At 62.0% G+C, this 16,063-nt stretch carries 18 protein-coding genes and 1 pseudogene; 9 read left to right on the top strand and 10 right to left on the bottom strand.

Annotated elements, in window-relative coordinates:
* Positions 1–218: 218 nt before the first annotated feature.
* Positions 219–2,720, bottom strand: a pseudogene (gene uvrB, locus WH91_RS01310) (excinuclease ABC subunit UvrB); the annotation flags it as partial.
* A gap of 314 nt (positions 2,721–3,034) precedes the next feature.
* Here uvrB and WH91_RS01315 point away from each other — a divergent pair.
* The 6 genes from WH91_RS01315 to WH91_RS24510 all read left to right on the top strand — a co-directional run bounded on the left by WH91_RS01315 (position 3,035) and on the right by WH91_RS24510 (position 7,540).
* Positions 3,035–3,307 (top strand): hypothetical protein, encoded by a 273-nt coding sequence (locus WH91_RS01315; protein WP_046169213.1) that lies wholly within the window; start codon positions 3,035–3,037, stop codon positions 3,305–3,307.
* 102 nt (positions 3,308–3,409) lie between these two features.
* On the top strand, positions 3,410–3,877 hold the full coding sequence (locus WH91_RS01320; RefSeq protein WP_046169214.1) for a MarR family winged helix-turn-helix transcriptional regulator: 468 nt from the start codon (positions 3,410–3,412) through the stop codon (positions 3,875–3,877).
* Between the two features lies 1 nt (position 3,878).
* Positions 3,879–5,009, top strand: coding sequence for an HlyD family secretion protein (locus tag WH91_RS01325; protein ID WP_046169215.1), 1,131 nt, complete (start codon positions 3,879–3,881; stop codon positions 5,007–5,009).
* Between the two features lie 46 nt (positions 5,010–5,055).
* Positions 5,056–6,630 (top strand): DHA2 family efflux MFS transporter permease subunit, encoded by a 1,575-nt coding sequence (locus WH91_RS01330; RefSeq protein ID WP_280140238.1) that lies wholly within the window; start codon positions 5,056–5,058, stop codon positions 6,628–6,630.
* Positions 6,631–6,728: 98 nt separating this feature from the next.
* Positions 6,729–7,100 (top strand): DoxX family protein, encoded by a 372-nt coding sequence (locus WH91_RS01335; protein WP_046169216.1) that lies wholly within the window; start codon positions 6,729–6,731, stop codon positions 7,098–7,100.
* A 263-nt stretch (positions 7,101–7,363) separates the two neighbouring features.
* A complete protein-coding gene (locus WH91_RS24510; protein ID WP_158409498.1) occupies positions 7,364–7,540 on the top strand; it encodes a hypothetical protein in 177 nt (58 codons plus the stop codon).
* Positions 7,541–7,908: 368 nt separating this feature from the next.
* On the opposite strand, the gene WH91_RS01345 is transcribed toward WH91_RS24510, so the two are convergent.
* The 4 genes from WH91_RS01345 to WH91_RS01360 form a co-directional block, all read right to left on the bottom strand.
* The gene (locus tag WH91_RS01345) at positions 7,909–8,481 is read right to left on the bottom strand and encodes an SH3 domain-containing protein (protein ID WP_046169218.1); all 573 of its coding nucleotides are present in this window, start codon (positions 8,479–8,481) and stop codon (positions 7,909–7,911) included.
* 124 nt (positions 8,482–8,605) lie between these two features.
* Positions 8,606–9,271, bottom strand: coding sequence for an SH3 domain-containing protein (locus WH91_RS22295; RefSeq protein WP_052952517.1), 666 nt, complete (start codon positions 9,269–9,271; stop codon positions 8,606–8,608).
* A 193-nt stretch (positions 9,272–9,464) separates the two neighbouring features.
* Positions 9,465–9,866: an acyl-CoA thioesterase gene (locus WH91_RS01355; protein ID WP_046169219.1), complete on the bottom strand. Its 402-nt coding sequence runs from the start codon at positions 9,864–9,866 to the stop codon at positions 9,465–9,467.
* Between the two features lie 2 nt (positions 9,867–9,868).
* On the bottom strand, positions 9,869–10,462 hold the full coding sequence (locus WH91_RS01360) for a thymidine kinase (protein WP_046169220.1): 594 nt from the start codon (positions 10,460–10,462) through the stop codon (positions 9,869–9,871).
* Positions 10,463–10,785: 323 nt separating this feature from the next.
* On the opposite strand from WH91_RS01360, the gene WH91_RS01365 reads away from it, so the two are divergent.
* Complete coding sequence (locus tag WH91_RS01365) at positions 10,786–11,166, top strand: DUF2147 domain-containing protein (RefSeq protein WP_046169221.1); 381 nt, start codon at positions 10,786–10,788, stop codon at positions 11,164–11,166.
* 192 nt (positions 11,167–11,358) lie between these two features.
* Here WH91_RS01365 and WH91_RS01370 read toward each other — a convergent pair whose 3' ends face one another.
* The 3 genes from WH91_RS01370 to WH91_RS22300 form a co-directional block, all read right to left on the bottom strand.
* Positions 11,359–12,237: a DMT family transporter gene (locus tag WH91_RS01370; protein WP_046169222.1), complete on the bottom strand. Its 879-nt coding sequence runs from the start codon at positions 12,235–12,237 to the stop codon at positions 11,359–11,361.
* Between the two features lie 40 nt (positions 12,238–12,277).
* Positions 12,278–13,510, bottom strand: coding sequence for an aminotransferase class V-fold PLP-dependent enzyme (locus tag WH91_RS01375; protein WP_046169223.1), 1,233 nt, complete (start codon positions 13,508–13,510; stop codon positions 12,278–12,280).
* A 168-nt stretch (positions 13,511–13,678) separates the two neighbouring features.
* Positions 13,679–14,350 (bottom strand): Spy/CpxP family protein refolding chaperone, encoded by a 672-nt coding sequence (locus WH91_RS22300; protein ID WP_052952518.1) that lies wholly within the window; start codon positions 14,348–14,350, stop codon positions 13,679–13,681.
* A 122-nt stretch (positions 14,351–14,472) separates the two neighbouring features.
* On the opposite strand from WH91_RS22300, the gene WH91_RS01385 reads away from it, so the two are divergent.
* A complete protein-coding gene (locus WH91_RS01385; protein WP_046169224.1) occupies positions 14,473–14,859 on the top strand; it encodes a GNAT family N-acetyltransferase in 387 nt (128 codons plus the stop codon).
* Positions 14,860–14,922: 63 nt separating this feature from the next.
* Here the strand turns inward: WH91_RS01385 and WH91_RS01390 are convergent, their stop codons facing one another.
* Complete coding sequence (locus WH91_RS01390; RefSeq protein ID WP_143078161.1) at positions 14,923–15,222, bottom strand: hypothetical protein; 300 nt, start codon at positions 15,220–15,222, stop codon at positions 14,923–14,925.
* 145 nt (positions 15,223–15,367) lie between these two features.
* Between WH91_RS01390 and WH91_RS01395 the strand changes: the two genes are divergently transcribed.
* On the top strand, positions 15,368–15,787 hold the full coding sequence (locus tag WH91_RS01395) for a DUF4864 domain-containing protein (RefSeq protein ID WP_046169226.1): 420 nt from the start codon (positions 15,368–15,370) through the stop codon (positions 15,785–15,787).
* A 29-nt stretch (positions 15,788–15,816) separates the two neighbouring features.
* Here WH91_RS01395 and WH91_RS01400 read toward each other — a convergent pair whose 3' ends face one another.
* Positions 15,817–16,008, bottom strand: a complete 192-nt coding sequence (locus tag WH91_RS01400; protein ID WP_046169227.1) for a hypothetical protein — start codon at positions 16,006–16,008, stop codon at positions 15,817–15,819.
* Between the last annotated feature and the right edge of the window lie 55 nt (positions 16,009–16,063).

Raw genomic sequence — 16,063 nt, forward strand, 5'->3', positions numbered from 1 at the left:
CGCCTCCCCCTGAGAGGGGGAGGAATCTGATCGAGTTTGCGGCTTGTTTGGTAGGTAGGCTGGATGTCTGGCTCCTCCCCTTGCAGGGGGAGGTTGGGTGGGGGTTTTGCTGAGGGGGCGGCGATGGGCCCCCACCTCGCCTCCCCCTGTGAGGGGGAGGGATACTATCGGGGATGCGGAAAGGTCGGAGTTTAGTTGACCTCGCCCTGCAGTGTATCCAACTCCATCTCGCGCAGTCGCTTGACCTCGTCGCGCAATCTTGCCGCCTTTTCGAATTCCAGGTTGGTCGCGGCTTCGCGCATCTGGGTTTCGATGTCTTTGATGACGGCTGCCAGGTTGGCGCCGACCTGGATTTGTTCTTTGCCGTCGCGGCCCTTACCAATGCTGACGGTGACGTGGTCCTGTTCGTACACACTGTCGACAATGTCGTGGATGTTGGAGCGGACGGACTGGGGGGTGATGCCGTGTTCGACGTTATAGGCGGTCTGCTTTTCGCGGCGGCGGTTGGTTTCGGCGAGGGCGCGGGTCATTGAGCCGGTGATCTTGTCGGCGTAGAGCACGACCTTGCCGTCGACGTTACGCGCGGCGCGGCCGATGGTCTGGATCAGGGAGGTTTCCGAACGCAGGAAGCCTTCCTTGTCGGCGTCGAGAATGGCGACGAGGCCGCATTCTGGAATATCCAGGCCTTCGCGCAGCAGGTTGATGCCGACGAGGACGTCGAAGGCGCCGAGGCGGAGGTCGCGGATGATTTCGATGCGCTCGATGGTGTCGACGTCGGAATGCATGTAGCGGACGCGGATGCCCTGTTCGTGCAGGTATTCGGTGAGGTCCTCGGCCATTTTCTTGGTGAGGACAGTCAGCAGCGTGCGGTAGCCCTTTTTATTGGTCTCGCGGATTTCGTCGACCACGTCATCGACCTGGGCTTTCGCCGGGCGGATTTCGACCGGGGGATCGATCAGACCCGTCGGGCGAATGACCTGTTCGGCGAAGACGCCGCCGGTCTGGTCCATTTCCCAGGAGCCGGGCGTCGCCGAAACATAGACCGACTGCGGGCGCATGGCGTTCCATTCCTCGAAGCGGAGTGGACGGTTGTCCATGCAGCTGGGGAGGCGGAAGCCGTATTCGGCGAGAGTGGCCTTGCGACGCAGATCGCCGCGATACATGGCGCCGAGCTGGCCGATGGTGACGTGGCTTTCGTCGACGAAAACCAGGGCGTTATCGGGCAGGTATTCGAACAGGGTGGGCGGTGGCTCGCCGGGGCGGCGGCCGGAGAAGTAGCGGGAATAGTTCTCGATGCCGGCACACGAGCCGGTGGCTTCCATCATTTCGAGATCGAACAGGGTGCGCTGCTCAAGGCGCTGGGCTTCGAGGAAACGGCCGGCGCCGTTGAGCTCCTGCAGGCGCGCCAGCAGCTCGGCGCGGATCAGCTTGATGGCCTGGTTCATCGTGGTGCGCGGCGTCACGTGATGGCTGTTGGCGAAGACGCGGATGAAGCTGAGGTCGGCGGACTTTTTGCCCGTTAGCGGATCGAACTCGGTGATGGATTCGATCTCGTTGCCGAACAGCGAAACGCGCCAGGCGGCGGCGTCATAGTGGGCGGGGAAGATTTCGACGGTATCGCCGCGGACGCGGAAGGTGCCGCGCACGAAGCCGGTGTCGCCGCGCTTGTATTGCAGGGCGACCAACTTGGCGAGCAGCTCGCGCTGGTCGATCTTCTGGCCCTTCTGCACGTCGATGGTCATGGCGGTGTAGTCTTCGACCGAGCCGATGCCGTAGATGCAGGAGACCGAAGCGACAATGATGACGTCGTTGCGCTCGAGGATCGCCCGCGTCGCCGAGTGGCGCATGCGGTCGATCTGCTCGTTGATGGTGGATTCCTTCTCGATGTAGGTATCGGTGCGCGGGACATAGGCCTCGGGCTGGTAGTAGTCGTAGTAGGAGACGAAATATTCGACGGCATTGTCGGGGAAGAACGACTTGAACTCGCCATAGAGCTGGGCGGCGAGGGTCTTGTTGGGAGCCAGGATAAGCGCCGGGCGGTTGGTGGCGGCGATGACCTGGGCGGCGGTGAAGGTCTTGCCGGAGCCGGTGACGCCGAGCAGGACCTGATCGCTCTCGCCGTTGTTGATGCCTTCCACCAGCTCGGCAATGGCGGTGGGCTGGTCGCCGGCGGGCTTGTAGTCGGTCTGCATGCGGAAGGGATTGCCGGCGAGGCGTTTCAGGTTGGACTGCGCCTTGTGCGGCACCCAGGGGGAGGAGCCCTCCACCTCTTTGCGGCCGTGCAAGATGATCTGTTCGAGGGCTTTCACGGTGGCGGTGATGCCGACGGTCTGGGCGTGTTCGAGGCTCTCGCCCTTGCGCGCCTTGTTCTTCTTGACGGATTCGCTCAGCGCATCGCGCAGCTTGGCGAGGGTTTCGGGATCCTTGGCGGTGGTGTTGCGCAACTGAGTGGCGGGCGACGGCATATGCCCGAAACCGGCCTGCGGCGCTTCGCCCATGCCATCGAAATCGACGCGATCGACCGAGTTGATCTTGGATTTGGGCGCCTTGGCGCTCATGCCGGTGACGGAGTCGTGGCTGGACTTGGTGGTGCGGCGCTTTTCCAGCGCGGTCTTCTTCTTTGCAGCGGCGGCCAGCGCCTTGGCGGCATCGGCTTCGACCTGCGCGGCGTCGTCGGCGACCTTCTGGTCGGCCCGGTCGAGCGCGCGCTTGTTCCGCATGCGCTCGGCATAGAGCGGCTTGTTGGCCTTGAGGTCCTCGGCCTTCTCGATCTCGCCGAGGAAGTCGTCGATGGAGAATTCGTTGCTTCTTTTGTCCTCGCGCCGGACTGGCTGGTCCGGGCGTGCGGGTTTGTCGGCCATGGGATGCTCGCGGTCTGGGGGAGCGACTCAAATGGGTAACGAGGCGCGCGAATGCAATGTTCCCGCCAACATAGCGGGTAACGAACGGAGAGGGAACGGGGACTGCTGACAGGCGGTGTCAGGAGGCGGAACGCAATCGGATTACAGCCATTGCTGTGCAGCAGGAGAAGGCCATGACCCAGGTGCCCACTACAGATCAGATCCGCAATGCCATCGACAGTGGCGCTACTGGCGAGAAGGTCGGGTTTCCCGATCCGGCCGCCGCGCCGCTGGGGACCGATGCGGAAGCCGGGGGACATGCGCCGACGGTGCAGGAGCGCGCCATGGAGGCCAGGGCACAGATCGAGTATGTGCCGCCTGTGCCGCCCAATGGCGTGGTGGTCTATGGCGGCCTGATCGCGATGGTCACCGTGGCGATTGTTCTGATGCGGGTATTGTTGGGGTAAGGGGCGCCCGATTGCTCACGCAAACATGGGCGAAAATAGCTGTTGATTTGCCAAGCGTGCTTATTATATATTTACTTATAATAAGCGTGCATTGGATATTTTATGAGATCGAACCTTCGGACAGAGCGGCCAATCGGCTATCTCATCCATGAAGTGGCGCGGATGATGCGGCGACGTTTCGAGGACGAGGCGCGGACGCATGGCCTGACGCTGGCGCAGTGGCGGGCGCTGGGGGCCATCGACAGCGAGCACATGATTACGCAGGTGGCGCTGGCCAGCCATATCGATGCCGATCCGATGACGGTCAGCGGTATCTTGGATAGGCTGGAAAAGCGCGGGCTGCTGGAGCGCTATCCGCATCCCAATGACAGTCGCGCCAAGCTGTCCCGGCTCACGCCCGATGGCGTCGAGATGGTGGCCGCCGCCCGCCACCTGGGCAAGACACTATATGACGCAGCGCTGGACGGCCTCGATGAGGCGGAGCGCCAAGCGCTCATCTCTAGCCTGTCACGCATGCGCGACAATCTCAACAATACCGACCAAATGGCCGAACAACAGGAAGCCGTCTAGAATGAGCGCCCGTGTAACCGAACCCAATCCGTCCCAGCCCACCGTCGTTACCCTGCCTCGCGCAGAGCAAATCGCGCCAGAGGCGAAAGCCGTAGCGCCGGCCAAGGAAAAGCGCCGAGGCCGCGTGCTGCTGATGGCAGGCGTGCCCCTGTTGCTCGTCGCTGGCGGCGGCTGGTTCTACCTCAACGGAGGCCGTTATGAAGAGACCGACAACGCCTATGTGCAGCAGCCAAAGCTGTCGCTGAGCTCGGACGTTGCCGGCCGGGTATCGCAGGTGAGCGTCGTCGAAAACCAGATCGTCAAGGCGGGTGATGCGCTGTTCAGCCTCGACGCGCAGCCGTACCAGATCGCGCTGAGCCAGGCCAATGCGGCGCTGGCTTCGGCACGGGTCAATGTCGAGCAGCTCAAGGTGAGCTATGCCACGGCGCAGGCTCAACTGGCCTCCTCGGAGGCGACCCTTGCCATTCGCGAGGAGGCTTTCGGCCGCCAGTCGGCACTCGTTGAGCAGGGCATCAACGCCAATTCGTCTCTCGATGACGGTCGGCTGACATTGCAGCAGGCACAAAGTGCGGTGGATCTGGCCAAGCAGCAGATTGCTGCGGCGACCGCAGCGCTGGCCGGCAACCCTGCCATCGTAACGGACGAGCATCCGGCAGTGCTGGCGGCGCTGGCGAGTGTCGAGCAGGCCGAGCGCAACCTGAGCAAGACCGATGTGGTGGCACCGGCTGACGGCATCATTTCCAATGTGTCGAGTCTCAATGTGGGGCAGTTTATCGCAGCGGGCACCATGATCGCGGCGCTGGTGGAGACCAATTCGACCTGGATCCAGGCCAATTTCAAGGAAACCCAACTGGGCGAACTGCGTGTCGGCCAGCCGGTGGATATCCATGTCGATGCCTATCCTGAGATCCTGCACGGGCAGATCGCCAGCCTGGGCGCGGCGACGGGCTCGGAATTTTCGCTGATCCCGGCGCAGAATGCCACTGGCAACTGGGTGAAGGTGGTGCAGCGCTTGCCGATACGGGTGGCGCTGCCGGAAAGCGCCGAACTTGCCATGCTCAAGACCGGCATGAGCGCGATGGTCACGGTCGATACCGGCCGGTCCACGCTCGACAAGATGATGGGCAAGTAATCCGGCGCGGGCCTGATCGCGCCATCGTCAAGACTGGAGGCCCTCTGTGGCCAAAGCCGTATCCGAAACCCTTTCTGCCCCCGCCCTGATCGTCAAGAACAAGGGATTGCTGACGGCCGCCCTGATGCTGGCCACGGTGATGCAGGTGCTCGACACCACGATCGCCAATGTGGCGCTGCCCCATATGGCCGCTTCGCTGGGCGCCGCGCAGAACGAAATCACCTGGGTGCTGACGTCCTACATCGTCGCAGCCGCGATCGCGACGCCGCTGACCGGCTGGATGGCCGACCGCATTGGGCAGAAGCGCCTGTTTATGGTGGCGGTGATCGGATTTACCGTGGCCTCGGCGCTGTGCGGGATCGCTACCAGCCTGCCCGAAATGGTGATGTTCCGCGTGTTGCAGGGCGTGTTCGGGGCGGTTATCGCGCCGCTGGCGCAGACGGTGCTGCTGAATATCAATCCCAAGGAGCGCATTGGCCAGGCCATGGCCATCTATGGCATGGGCATCATGGTGGCGCCGATCATCGGGCCAACACTGGGCGGCTGGCTGACGGAAAGCTTCGACTGGCGCTGGGTGTTCCTGATCAATCTCCCGCTGGGCGTGCTGGCGGTGTTCATGTTGTTTGTGTTCATGCCCGATACCGAGATCAAGCGACGGCGCTTTGACTTCTTTGGTTTCGGCATGCTGGCGCTCGGGGTCGGCGCGTTGCAATTGATGCTCGACCGCGGCGCCGACAACTTCTGGTTTTCATCGATGGAAACCTGGATCGAGCTGGGGCTGGTGATTACCGGGCTCTGGGTGTTCGTGGTGCATTGCCTGACGGCTGAAAACCCGTTCCTCGACCTGCGCATCTTCAAGGATCTGAACTTTTCGCTGGCATCGGTGCTGATGTTCCTCGTTGGCATCACGCTGTTTTCCGGCCTGGCACTGTTGCCGCCGATGCTGCAGAGCCTGATGGGCTATCCGGTCATCTTCTCCAGCGTGATCATGGCGCCGCGCGGGGTGGCGACGCTGTTGTCGATGGTGGTGGTAGGGCGACTTATCGGCAAGGTCGATCCGCGGCTGCTGATGCTGTTTGGCATCGGCTGCATGGCTTATTCGCTCTATGGCATGACCAGCTTCAGCCTGCAGATGGACTATTGGCCGGTGATCACTACGGGCGTTATCCAGGGCTTCGGCATGGGCTTTCTGTTCGTGCCGCTGCAGGCGCTGGCCTTCGCGACGATCGCACCGAAGTATCGTGCCGACGCGACATCGATGTTCGCGCTGGTTCGTAACATGGGCAATGGCGTGGGCATTTCGCTGGTGACGGCCGTATTGTCCAACATGATGCAGGTGAACCACGCGGAACTGGCTGAACGGCTGACCGCGACGTCGCAGAATGTCATCAACCAGATGCCGAGCCTGCTGGGCGGCAGCGCCCAGGCCGTGGCAATCGTCAACGGGCTGGTGACGCAGCAAGCGGCAATGCTGAGCTATCTGGATGACTTCTGGCTCATGCTGCTGTTGAGCCTTGCAGCCATACCTTTGGTGCTGTTGCTGCGCGGGCCAAAGAAGTCAGCCCGGCCGAAGACAGAGGAAGAAAAGGCGCTGGAACGGGCGCATGCGATGGCTGAATGACGTGGGTGGGCCGTATTTCGCATTGAGGTGTCGAACAAGCCGCGATTGGATCGTTGTGAGGGCATAAGGCGGCGTTGGGCTGCCTTGGGGGACTGACAATGAAAATTACAGGTTGGGTGTTGAGTGGGCTGATCGGGCTGTTTCTGGCGATTGCGTCGGCGGCGCCCAAGTTCATGGGCATTGCGGCAGCGACGGATGCGATGACGGTGGTGGGATGGCCCCTGAAACACCTGGTGCTGATCGGCTGTATCGAGGTCGCCTGCGCGGCGCTTTTCCTCATTCCGCGTACGGCTTTGCTCGGGGCGGTGCTGACGACGGGCCTGCTTGGGGGTGCGTTGGCGGCCAATCTGCGGGTGGACAATCCACTGTTCAGCCACACGCTGTTCAGCGTCTATCTGGGCGTCGCGGTGTGGGTTGCGCTGTGGCTGCGCGACGAGCGCATCCGCAAGGTGTTCCCATTGCTCAGTTAAGACGCGGTTGATGATCGAGTTGGCTAGACCGGCGCGATTCAACTCAAGGTATCCGAGCTCAGGTATGGGATGGTGAAGCTGTATTAAAACGGTCTCGCCTCGCGAGCGTACAAATTCGGACCAAGCGTTGCCTGTAACGGGATCGAGATTGGGGTTTTCTGCGTTGACCCCAAGGTTCCCTTGAGACAGCGTCAGACGAAGTCATGTACGAATTTCGGGTTGTTGATATCCACATAGAAGACGGCGGAGACCAGGAACTGTTGGTGACCGCCTCCAGCCCGGAAGCCGCTGCGAGAAAAGCACTGGGCATTGATCTGGTGCGTAGCGGCGCCAAGCGTGATCTGCGCGCCAAGGTATATTTCCAGCATCCAGGGCAGTCACTCTCGATGGTGCGCCTCTATGCCAAGGTAGCAGAGCGAGCCATCGCTGAACGCGTCTAGAGTTTATTGCTTTGGGTGGGATAGCCCAAAGCTGCCGAGTTGCGTTATCGTTTGCCCTGATCAGAATTCGGGCCGGCGGATCAAAACTCCAGCCTGCGGGAGCTTACGCAAAATCGTTTCCACGGCTTAGCGGAAGTAGGTGTTGCGGATGAAGTGCCATAGCTGGCCAAGTCTGCAAAATGGCCGACGACACGGTCAGTGCTTCGTCGCTTAAGGCAGTTCGGGCCCGCAGCGTCGGATCGGTCATTCGGGCTCCAGCCAGCACGAAATCAGTGGCCGCCCAGCGCGCAGTCACGCGGTAAAGAGCAGTGGCCTGAGAAATACCAACGATGTCGGTTGGCAGCGGCCAGTGGCCGCTGCGATAGAACTTAGTAGACGTGGATCGACGACAGATTGCGCAGGAGATACTTGTCGAGTGCTGGTTGGGAGACCACGATGCGTTCACAATAGCTCTGGAAGAAACGGTCGCGGCAGACGTCAACAGAGGTGCCGTCGACGCGGACCGAGGCGAAGCTGTTGTCGAGGCCGGAAAGGGCGAGATCCTTAAGGACCTGACCGGTTTTCAGGCAGACTTCAGAGCCGGCATAATTGACGCCGGTGTAGAAGCAGACGGTACCGCCGCGGGGATAGCTGGCCAGCCCGTTAGGCCAGTCACCGGGAATAGCACCGAAGGAGATGTTGCGCTTGTAGGTCCAGCCGCGACCGGCGTCCCCGTCGACCAGGCACCAGAGCTTTTGGCAACGCAGGACCTTGATAGCCAGATCGGGACTGATTTCGCCAGTAAAGGCATATCGCGTACCGGGACCCTCGCGCAGGGTCAGCGTATCGGTGCTCCAGGCGTGGGTGCCTGATTGCGAAGCTGCCATCGCGGGCGTCTGGACTACGGAGAACAAAAGCGCCGCGCTGGTCAGGGCGGTCAGCAAGCGGAGGAGGATGCGCATCTTGGTGTTCCTGTGGCTGGTGCTGCAGGCAGCCTAGCGCGAGACGTGCCGGCTTCCAAGGGGTGTCAAAGCCAAGGGCGCAACCGTGGTTGCGCCCTTGATGAATACCGCAGTGTCGCAGCGATTAACGCACGCGGACCGATGCGACGAAATCGTCCAGATCACCCAGCGACGAGGCACTCGTGGTGTAAGTGCGGCAGTCGCGATAATTGTTTTCCGAACACACCTGAACCTGCAGACCATCGGGGTTGTCGATGGATGAGATGCGGTCAGCCCAGTTGCCGAGGTTGCGGTTGCTGTCGCCCGATTCCAGGCAGAAGCTGTCGCCGCGGAAGCGGGTCCGGTCAAAGAAGCACACTTCGCCAAAAGTAGGCTGGACAACCGGAGGCCGGGGCGGACGCGGCGGCTGAACCTGGGGCTGCTGGCCGACGCCGAAGTTAATGGTCGGACCACCGGGGCCAGTCGAGAAACCAAAGGACAAGCCTGGCTGCTGCGGATTGACGGGAGCACCGCCGCCAGCACTCAGGTAGTTCGACGAAATCCAGCCATCAGGACCTGGCTTGGCGATATAGCACCACGAGCCCTCGCACTGCTGCACATCGACCTGGGTGCCACGACGCACGGCATCGACGATGCCGTAATTGGTGCCCGGTCCCTGGCGCACGTTGACATTGCTGGTCACTATGCCGGGCGCTGCATAAGCGGCGGGGAGGAAAACAACGACCGCAGTGGCCGCGACGGCGATGCCCGTGGCAACATTCAGCAAAGTCTTGCGGGTACGGCGATTCATGATTGGCGCTCCTGTGTTCTGGTCATCCAGCCCGAATGGGCAACGCTTGCGGCGGCCAGGTATTTTGCTAAAGAACGGGGCTATGGAGAAAAGAGTTCCAGGCCCCGGGAAATTGTCAGTGCTTGCGACGTCTTGCGAGTGCCGCGGTTGCCACAGTCTTTAGGGAGGCGATCCTGAACGTTGCCTGAACGGTTCAGTCCGGAATTTTGCGCTTGGTGCCGTCTTCATTGAGCGCCACGAAGACGAAGCGACCCTCGGTCACCCTAACCCGGTCGGACAGCCGGTTGCGACGCGCCCAGGCTTCGACGCCGACGGTGATCGAAGTGGTGCCCACGCGTTCAACGCTGGTATAGACGCAGAGCACGTCGCCCACCTTTACCGGGGCAATGAACGTCATGGCCTCGACGGCAACGGTGACGGTGCGACCACCAGTGCGCTCGACGGCTGCAATAGAGCCGGCAATATCCATTTGGCTCAGCACCCAACCGCCGAAAATGTCGCCGGAGGGGTTGGTGTCGGCGGGCATGGCCAGCGTGCGGATGGTCAATGCGCCCTTGGGCTCCGCGGTTTCGATCGTCTCAATCGTCTCGCTCATGTTCAGGGTCCTTTCACGGGCCAACGACCGACTGCTTCTTCCCAATGCTTGCGGCATAGCGAGACATAGACCGACTTTTCAATCGCAACCTGTTCGCCATCGGTCAAGACGCGACCGTCGGCGTTCTGGCGCACCACCATGGTCGCCTTGGCACCACATTCGCAAATGGTGCGGATTTCGCGCAGCACATCTGCAATGGCCAACAATTGCTGGGAGCCGGGAAACAGCTTGCCCTGAAAATCGGTGCGCAAGCCAAAGCACATCACGGGGATGCGAAGACGGTCGCTGACCCGCGCCAATTGCCAGACCTGATCGGCCGTCAGGAACTGGGCCTCATCGACGAAGACGCAATCGACCTTGCCGTTTTCCGTCTCTTCGCGGATGGCGTTGTAGAGGTCGTCCTCGGCGGAATAGAGCTCTGCCGGCTCGGATATGCCGATGCGCGACGAGATCAGTCCGGAGCCGTTTTTTACGTAAAGCGAGGACGTATACAGCAGCGGCCGCATGCCGCGCTCGCGATAGTTATAGGCGGCCTGCAGCAGCAAGGTGGACTTGCCGGCATTCATCGCCGCATAGGAAAAATAGAGCTTGGCCATGCCTCGTTGTGCCGGAGCCAGTGACGCTGCGCGAGAGCTAAAGACCAGTGCTCCACAAAAAAGAGGCCGCCCGACTTGGGCGGCCAGAAAAGCCGAGGTATCGGCGGAGAGCCGGGGTTGGCGGCCAGACTCTCCAATAGGCCGGGCGCGACGTTGGGGAACGTGGGGCGCGGCGGTTCCGGACCGATGGGGATGGGCCGGGAACAGGGCAGAGGCTAGGATGGTTTGATGACACGGGCGTGACAGCTCGGCGGCTTGATGTTCAGGTCCGGTTCAGCGATGGGCTGGCAACGTTGGCGCATTCCCGGTTTGGAGTTTTTTCGATGCGGAAAGCAGTTTTTGTTGTTGGTGCAGTGGCGCTGCTGGCGCAGCCGGTGATGGCATCGCCGATCGGAATCTGGGAAATCGAGATGCGAGATTCCCGGTATAACGTCGAAATGTGCGGCGACGGCACGCAGCTCTGCGGCACGCTGATCTGGCTGGGCAATGGCGCCGATAATGCCGAAAATTTGCCCTATCTCAACACCTTGATGATCGACCATGCGAGCCCGGTGGCGCCCGGCCAGTGGAAGGGCGACCTGCATATCTATGGGCAGACGGCGGGGGGCACGATCACCCAGGCGAGTGAGGACCAGATCACGTTGCAGGGCTGCGTGCTGGGGATTATTTGCAAGACTTATCAGATGTATCGGTATGTAGAGTAGGGGCTCTAACCCCGCTGACCACCTCTCGATGTCATTCCGGCGAAGGCCGGAATCCATCCTGGGATGTGCGACCCGATGAGATGTCGCTCGAACCACCTTGCGGTTGGGGTTCGATTTTCGAGATGGATCCCGGCCTTCGCCGGGATGACATCGTGGGTCGGGGAGTTAGGGGTGCTTTGCGCGCTGCCGCTGTCAGTTCGTCAACTTCGCCTGTCGTCTGGCCCAGAGCGGGGGCAGGGCTTCGACGGCGAGGATGGCGACAAAGATCAGCGTTGCGCCGGCATAGCCAATGGGCGGGAGGCGCTCGTTGAGAAAAATGGCGCCGCCGAGGGCCGCGAACAGGCTTTCGGATGACAGGATGATTGCGGCATTGGCCGATGGCAGATGCTGCTGGCCGACAGCTTGCAGGGTGAAGGCGATGGCGGTGGAGAAAATGCCGGCATAGGCCAGTTCTTCCCAGCCGCCCATGATGCCAGTGATGGTCGGCGCTTCGAAGATGAAGGCGGCGAGCATGGCAAGGCCTCCTGCGAGCAGAAAGCTGATGCAGGAGACGAGGATCGGCTGGCTGGTGGTGCGGGCGATATAGCCCAGCATCATGACCTGGATGGCCCAGAACACGGCGCTTCCGACGACCAGAGCGTCACCGGCATTGAGCGTGTCGAGGCCGCCTCCATTGAGATAATAAATGCCGACCAGTGCCAGCGGCACACCGAACCAGATCACCGGATGGGGCCAGGTGCGGAACACGAACAGCCCAATCAGCGGCACCAACAACACGTAGAGGCTGGTGAGGAAGCCTCCATTGGTGACGGTGGTGGTCAGGAGGCCGACCTGTTGCAGCCATGAGCCCAGCATCAGCGCGAGACTCATGGCGGCGATGAACCACCACTGGCGCCGGGTGAGCGCCTGTGGGCGGGGGCTGCGGCAGGTGAGGAAAATCGCCAGCGGCAGGATGACCACGCCACCGAGCAGGTTGCGCACGCCGATGAAGGTCAGCGGGCCCATGGTTTCCATAGCCGATTTTTGCACCACGAAGGCAAAGCCCCAGAGCGTGGTGCAGATTAGCAGCATGAGGATGGCGACGGGGCGGGTGGATATGTGCTTCTTGCGACTACTTCAGCTCAGCGTCTAATGCCGCTATGAGCTGCTGGATCTCCTCGGGCGTCGTGTAGTGGACAAACGACAGGCGCAGCACGCCGTGGCTGGGGTCGATGCCGACGGCTTCAAGAAGACGGTAGGCGTAGAAGTGGCCGCCGCTGGCCATGATATTGTGGTTGGCGAGGCGGGTGGCGACCACGGCGCCGGGCTCGTCGAGGCCGAGGGCGATGGTGGGTGCCCGGGTGGCGGCGTCATCGGGGCCGATGATGCGGACGGAATTTTTGCCACGCAGATAGTCGAGCAGCGGCGTTGCCAGGGCGATTTCCTGGGCGCGCATGGCGGCGTGGGCGCGGCGGAAGGGATTTTCGCCCTCGACGCTATCACCGGCGATTTCAGCGACGCTTTCGAGATAGTCGACTATGCCGGAAGCCGCTGCGATCTGGGCGTGGTCGGGGCCGGCCGGAGTCAGCCGGTAGCGCGGCTTGCCCTCATTGAAGTAGTGGCCCTGGTTTGGCAGTGACATGGCGAGGTCCGGGCGCACGGCCATGACGCCCTGGTGCGGGCCATAAACCTTGTAGGCCGAGAAGAAATAGATGTCGGCGCCGAGGGCCTGAAGGTCAGGCAGGCCGTGCGGGGCGTAGCTGACGCCGTCGATGACGGTGACGGCGCCGACTGACCTGGCGCGGGCCGCGATCTCTGTGACCGGGTTGATCTCGCCGGAAATGTTGGAGCAATGCGGCGCGGCGATCAGCTTTACCTTGGCGTCGAGCAGCTTGTCGAGCTCGGCCAGCGACAGGCGGCCGGTTTGGGGATCGACCTTCCACTCGCGGATTTCGGCGCCCATTTTTGCCAGCCGGCGCCAGGTGCCGCCATTGGCTTCGTGATCCTGATTGGTGACGATGACGACGTCGCCGGGCTTTAGCCAGCCGGCGAAGGCATTGCCCAGCACATAGGTGTTTGCTGAAGATGATGGACCGAAATGGATCCAGTCGGCGGTGACGTTGAGCGCCTGCGCCATGCGCTCAAAGCTCAGGTCCATCGCTTCGCCGCCTGCGCGGGAGGCGGGATAGACGCCGTAAGGCTGCACTTTGGTGGCGCAGTAGAAGTGGTCCAGCTTGTCGAGCACGGCGCGCGAGGTGTAGGAGCCACCGGCATTTTCGAAGAACGCCTGGCCCTTGAGGCTGGGTTCGGAAAAAGCGGGGAAATGGGCGCGCAGGCGGGCCGGGTCGAGGGGCAGGGCGGTCATGGTCTATCCAGTCGGTGGGTCGTGGCTTGGATAGGGGATGGCGACGAAAAAGCAAACCCCGGCTGTTGAGAGCGGGGGTTTGCGCAGCAGTTGCCGGGGGCAGGCTAACGGCCGCGAGCGGTGCCACCCCAATGAAGGAGATCAGGGCGGGGCGGCACCGGTGCCTGGTTAGCCATTGGCCGGAGGAGGCGTCGGGGCATCGGCTGGAGCTTCGTCCGGAGCGCCGGGGCCACCGCGCTGGCCACCGTGATGACCGTTATCGCCCTGATGGCGCGGGCCACCCTTGCCAAAACCGCCGCCGGGCATGCCGCCGTCGCGGTCTGGGCGCTGCGGCGTCAGGCTGGCTAGTTGATCCGCGCTGAGGCTTGCGAAGAATGCCTTGGCTGCTGGTTGCACGGATTTCAGCGCGTCGAGACGTGCGGTTTGGATGGCGATGTCATTGTCGAGGCGCTCGGCCAGGTTTGGTGCGGCCGGGGTTTCGCCCTCGACGGGAGGCGTTGGGCGCAGGCCTTCGGTTGCGGTTTCAAATTTGATCGCAGCCGCCATGGCTTTGGTCTTGAAGGTGTCGAACAGCGGCTGCTGCTCGGCGGTTAGTTCAACGCGCTGGCTCAGGCGAACCAATGCGACTTCCATGGCATCGGCACCACGCTCGAAGCCGAGGACGTTGCCGCCCATCGGGCCGTCGCCGCGCGGACCCTGCTTGTGCTGGCGGAAATTGTTCTGCTGCTCGGACTGTGCGGCAGGTGCAGCAGCTTGTTGTGCGAATGTCGGGGCAATGGCGGAGAGACCGATGGTAGCGGTCATCATTGCTACAAGCACGGTTTTGGAGATCGTCTTCATGGGTAGGTCCTTTGCATGGGAGCCGGTTAAGAGCGGCATGCGTGAACCTAGAGGACGCCACCTGTTCATGACCTTGCGAGAGCATGAAGAGTTGGTCAGGTTGGTAAGGAAGGGGAAGAGCCATGATCACGATTATCACCGATCCGATGCCGGATGATGCGGCGATGCGGGCTTTATGGCTTTCGGCGTGGGGTAATGTAGGGCCGCAAAGTTTCCAGCCGGTGCTCAAGCACGGACTGGGGCATGTCGGGGCGTTCGACGGCATGGCTCTGATAGGGTTCGTCAATATCGCCTGGGACGGCGGCATTCACGCGTTCATTCTAGATACCTCTGTGCATGCGAACTACCAGCGCCGGGGCATTGCGCTGCGGCTGATGGAGCGGGCGACCGAGGTGGCGCGGGAGCGTGGTGCGCAGTGGCTACATGTAGATTTCGAGCCGCGACTGGAGGCGTTCTATCGCAAGGCAGGATTTGGGCCCACGTCGGCTGGGCTGATGCGGCTGGATTAGGCGCAAAAAAATGGGCCAGCGCGAGGCTGGCCCAGTCAAAGTATGGTCAGTGAGAAATGGAGGTCAGCTCTCGCCCCGGCCTGGGGACCAGTGACGATGAGCACGCCGGCGCGCAGGGGCGTCGACCGGCAGGTTGCCGCGCAAGGCAAAGCGCGCGACTTCGAACATGACCGCAAGGACGAGGATAGTCAGGGGAACCATGAACACCGCAATCTGGGTGTCGGGCTGGCTCGCCAGGTTAGCGGCTGTCGCAGGGGTTACGCCGGCCATCAGGGCCGCCGCGGCGCCGCCCGTCACCAACGCTGTGGTGGCAATGGCGACGCGCCTGAAACTTTTCCGCTTGGGGGACGTAGATTTGTGCATGGGATCGACGTCAACCTTGTCGTTGCGATGGCGGTACTAAGCCACCGGAATGCGGTTCGAGTTTGTGTCGAATTAGGTCGGTCGCGTACGATTTGAAGGCGAAACTGTGGCGCTGATGGCTGCAGGCCAACGACAGGAGCCGGTTATGCGGGTGATTATTGCTTTTGCCATGATGATATTTTCTCTGAATTTGCCCGCTTTGGCGCAGTCGGATGAGGCACCCTGGCGGGCCAGCGTGACAGGGCAGATCGAGGCTTTTAGGGCCGGTGATGGTGCTACGGCGCTAACGTTTGCCGGCGAGGTTTTCCGCACCCAGTTCGAGGGAAAGCCGGAGGCGTTTTATGCGGCCATCGCAGCTTCGGGATATTCGGCGATCGTGGAGTCGCGCTCGCATAGCTTTGGCGAGTTCAACAAGGTGAGCGATACGTCGGTGCTGCAGGTGGTCAGGTTCGTGGGGCCAGACCAGTCGCTATATGAGGCGATGTATCAACTGGCTGACGAGCCGGACGTGGGCTGGCGTGTCATCGGCGTGGTCCTGCGCAAGCAGGCCGGCATCGCCATCTAAGGTCGATCCGGCCCGTTACGGGCGGCAGTTCAGTCATAGGCGTGGCTGCCGACCTGGTGGCTACGGGCGTTTGGGCGATGTGAGAGCAGGGCGCCGATTGCGCTCGCGAGTGGCGTCAGCAGCCCCTTGATGGGGCGAGGCTTTTGGATCGGTGCCGCGGCGGTGGGCTCTTCCCAGGCCTGGCTGTAGACCTGCTTGAACAGATAGCTTGCGGGGATCATTTCAAACTCCTTTGAATCGGTTCAGAATAGCGATAGGGAAGCGCCTTGAACCGGT

The sequence above is a fragment of the Devosia psychrophila genome (assembly GCF_000971275.1).
Taxonomy (GTDB): Bacteria; Pseudomonadota; Alphaproteobacteria; order Rhizobiales; family Devosiaceae; genus Devosia; species Devosia psychrophila.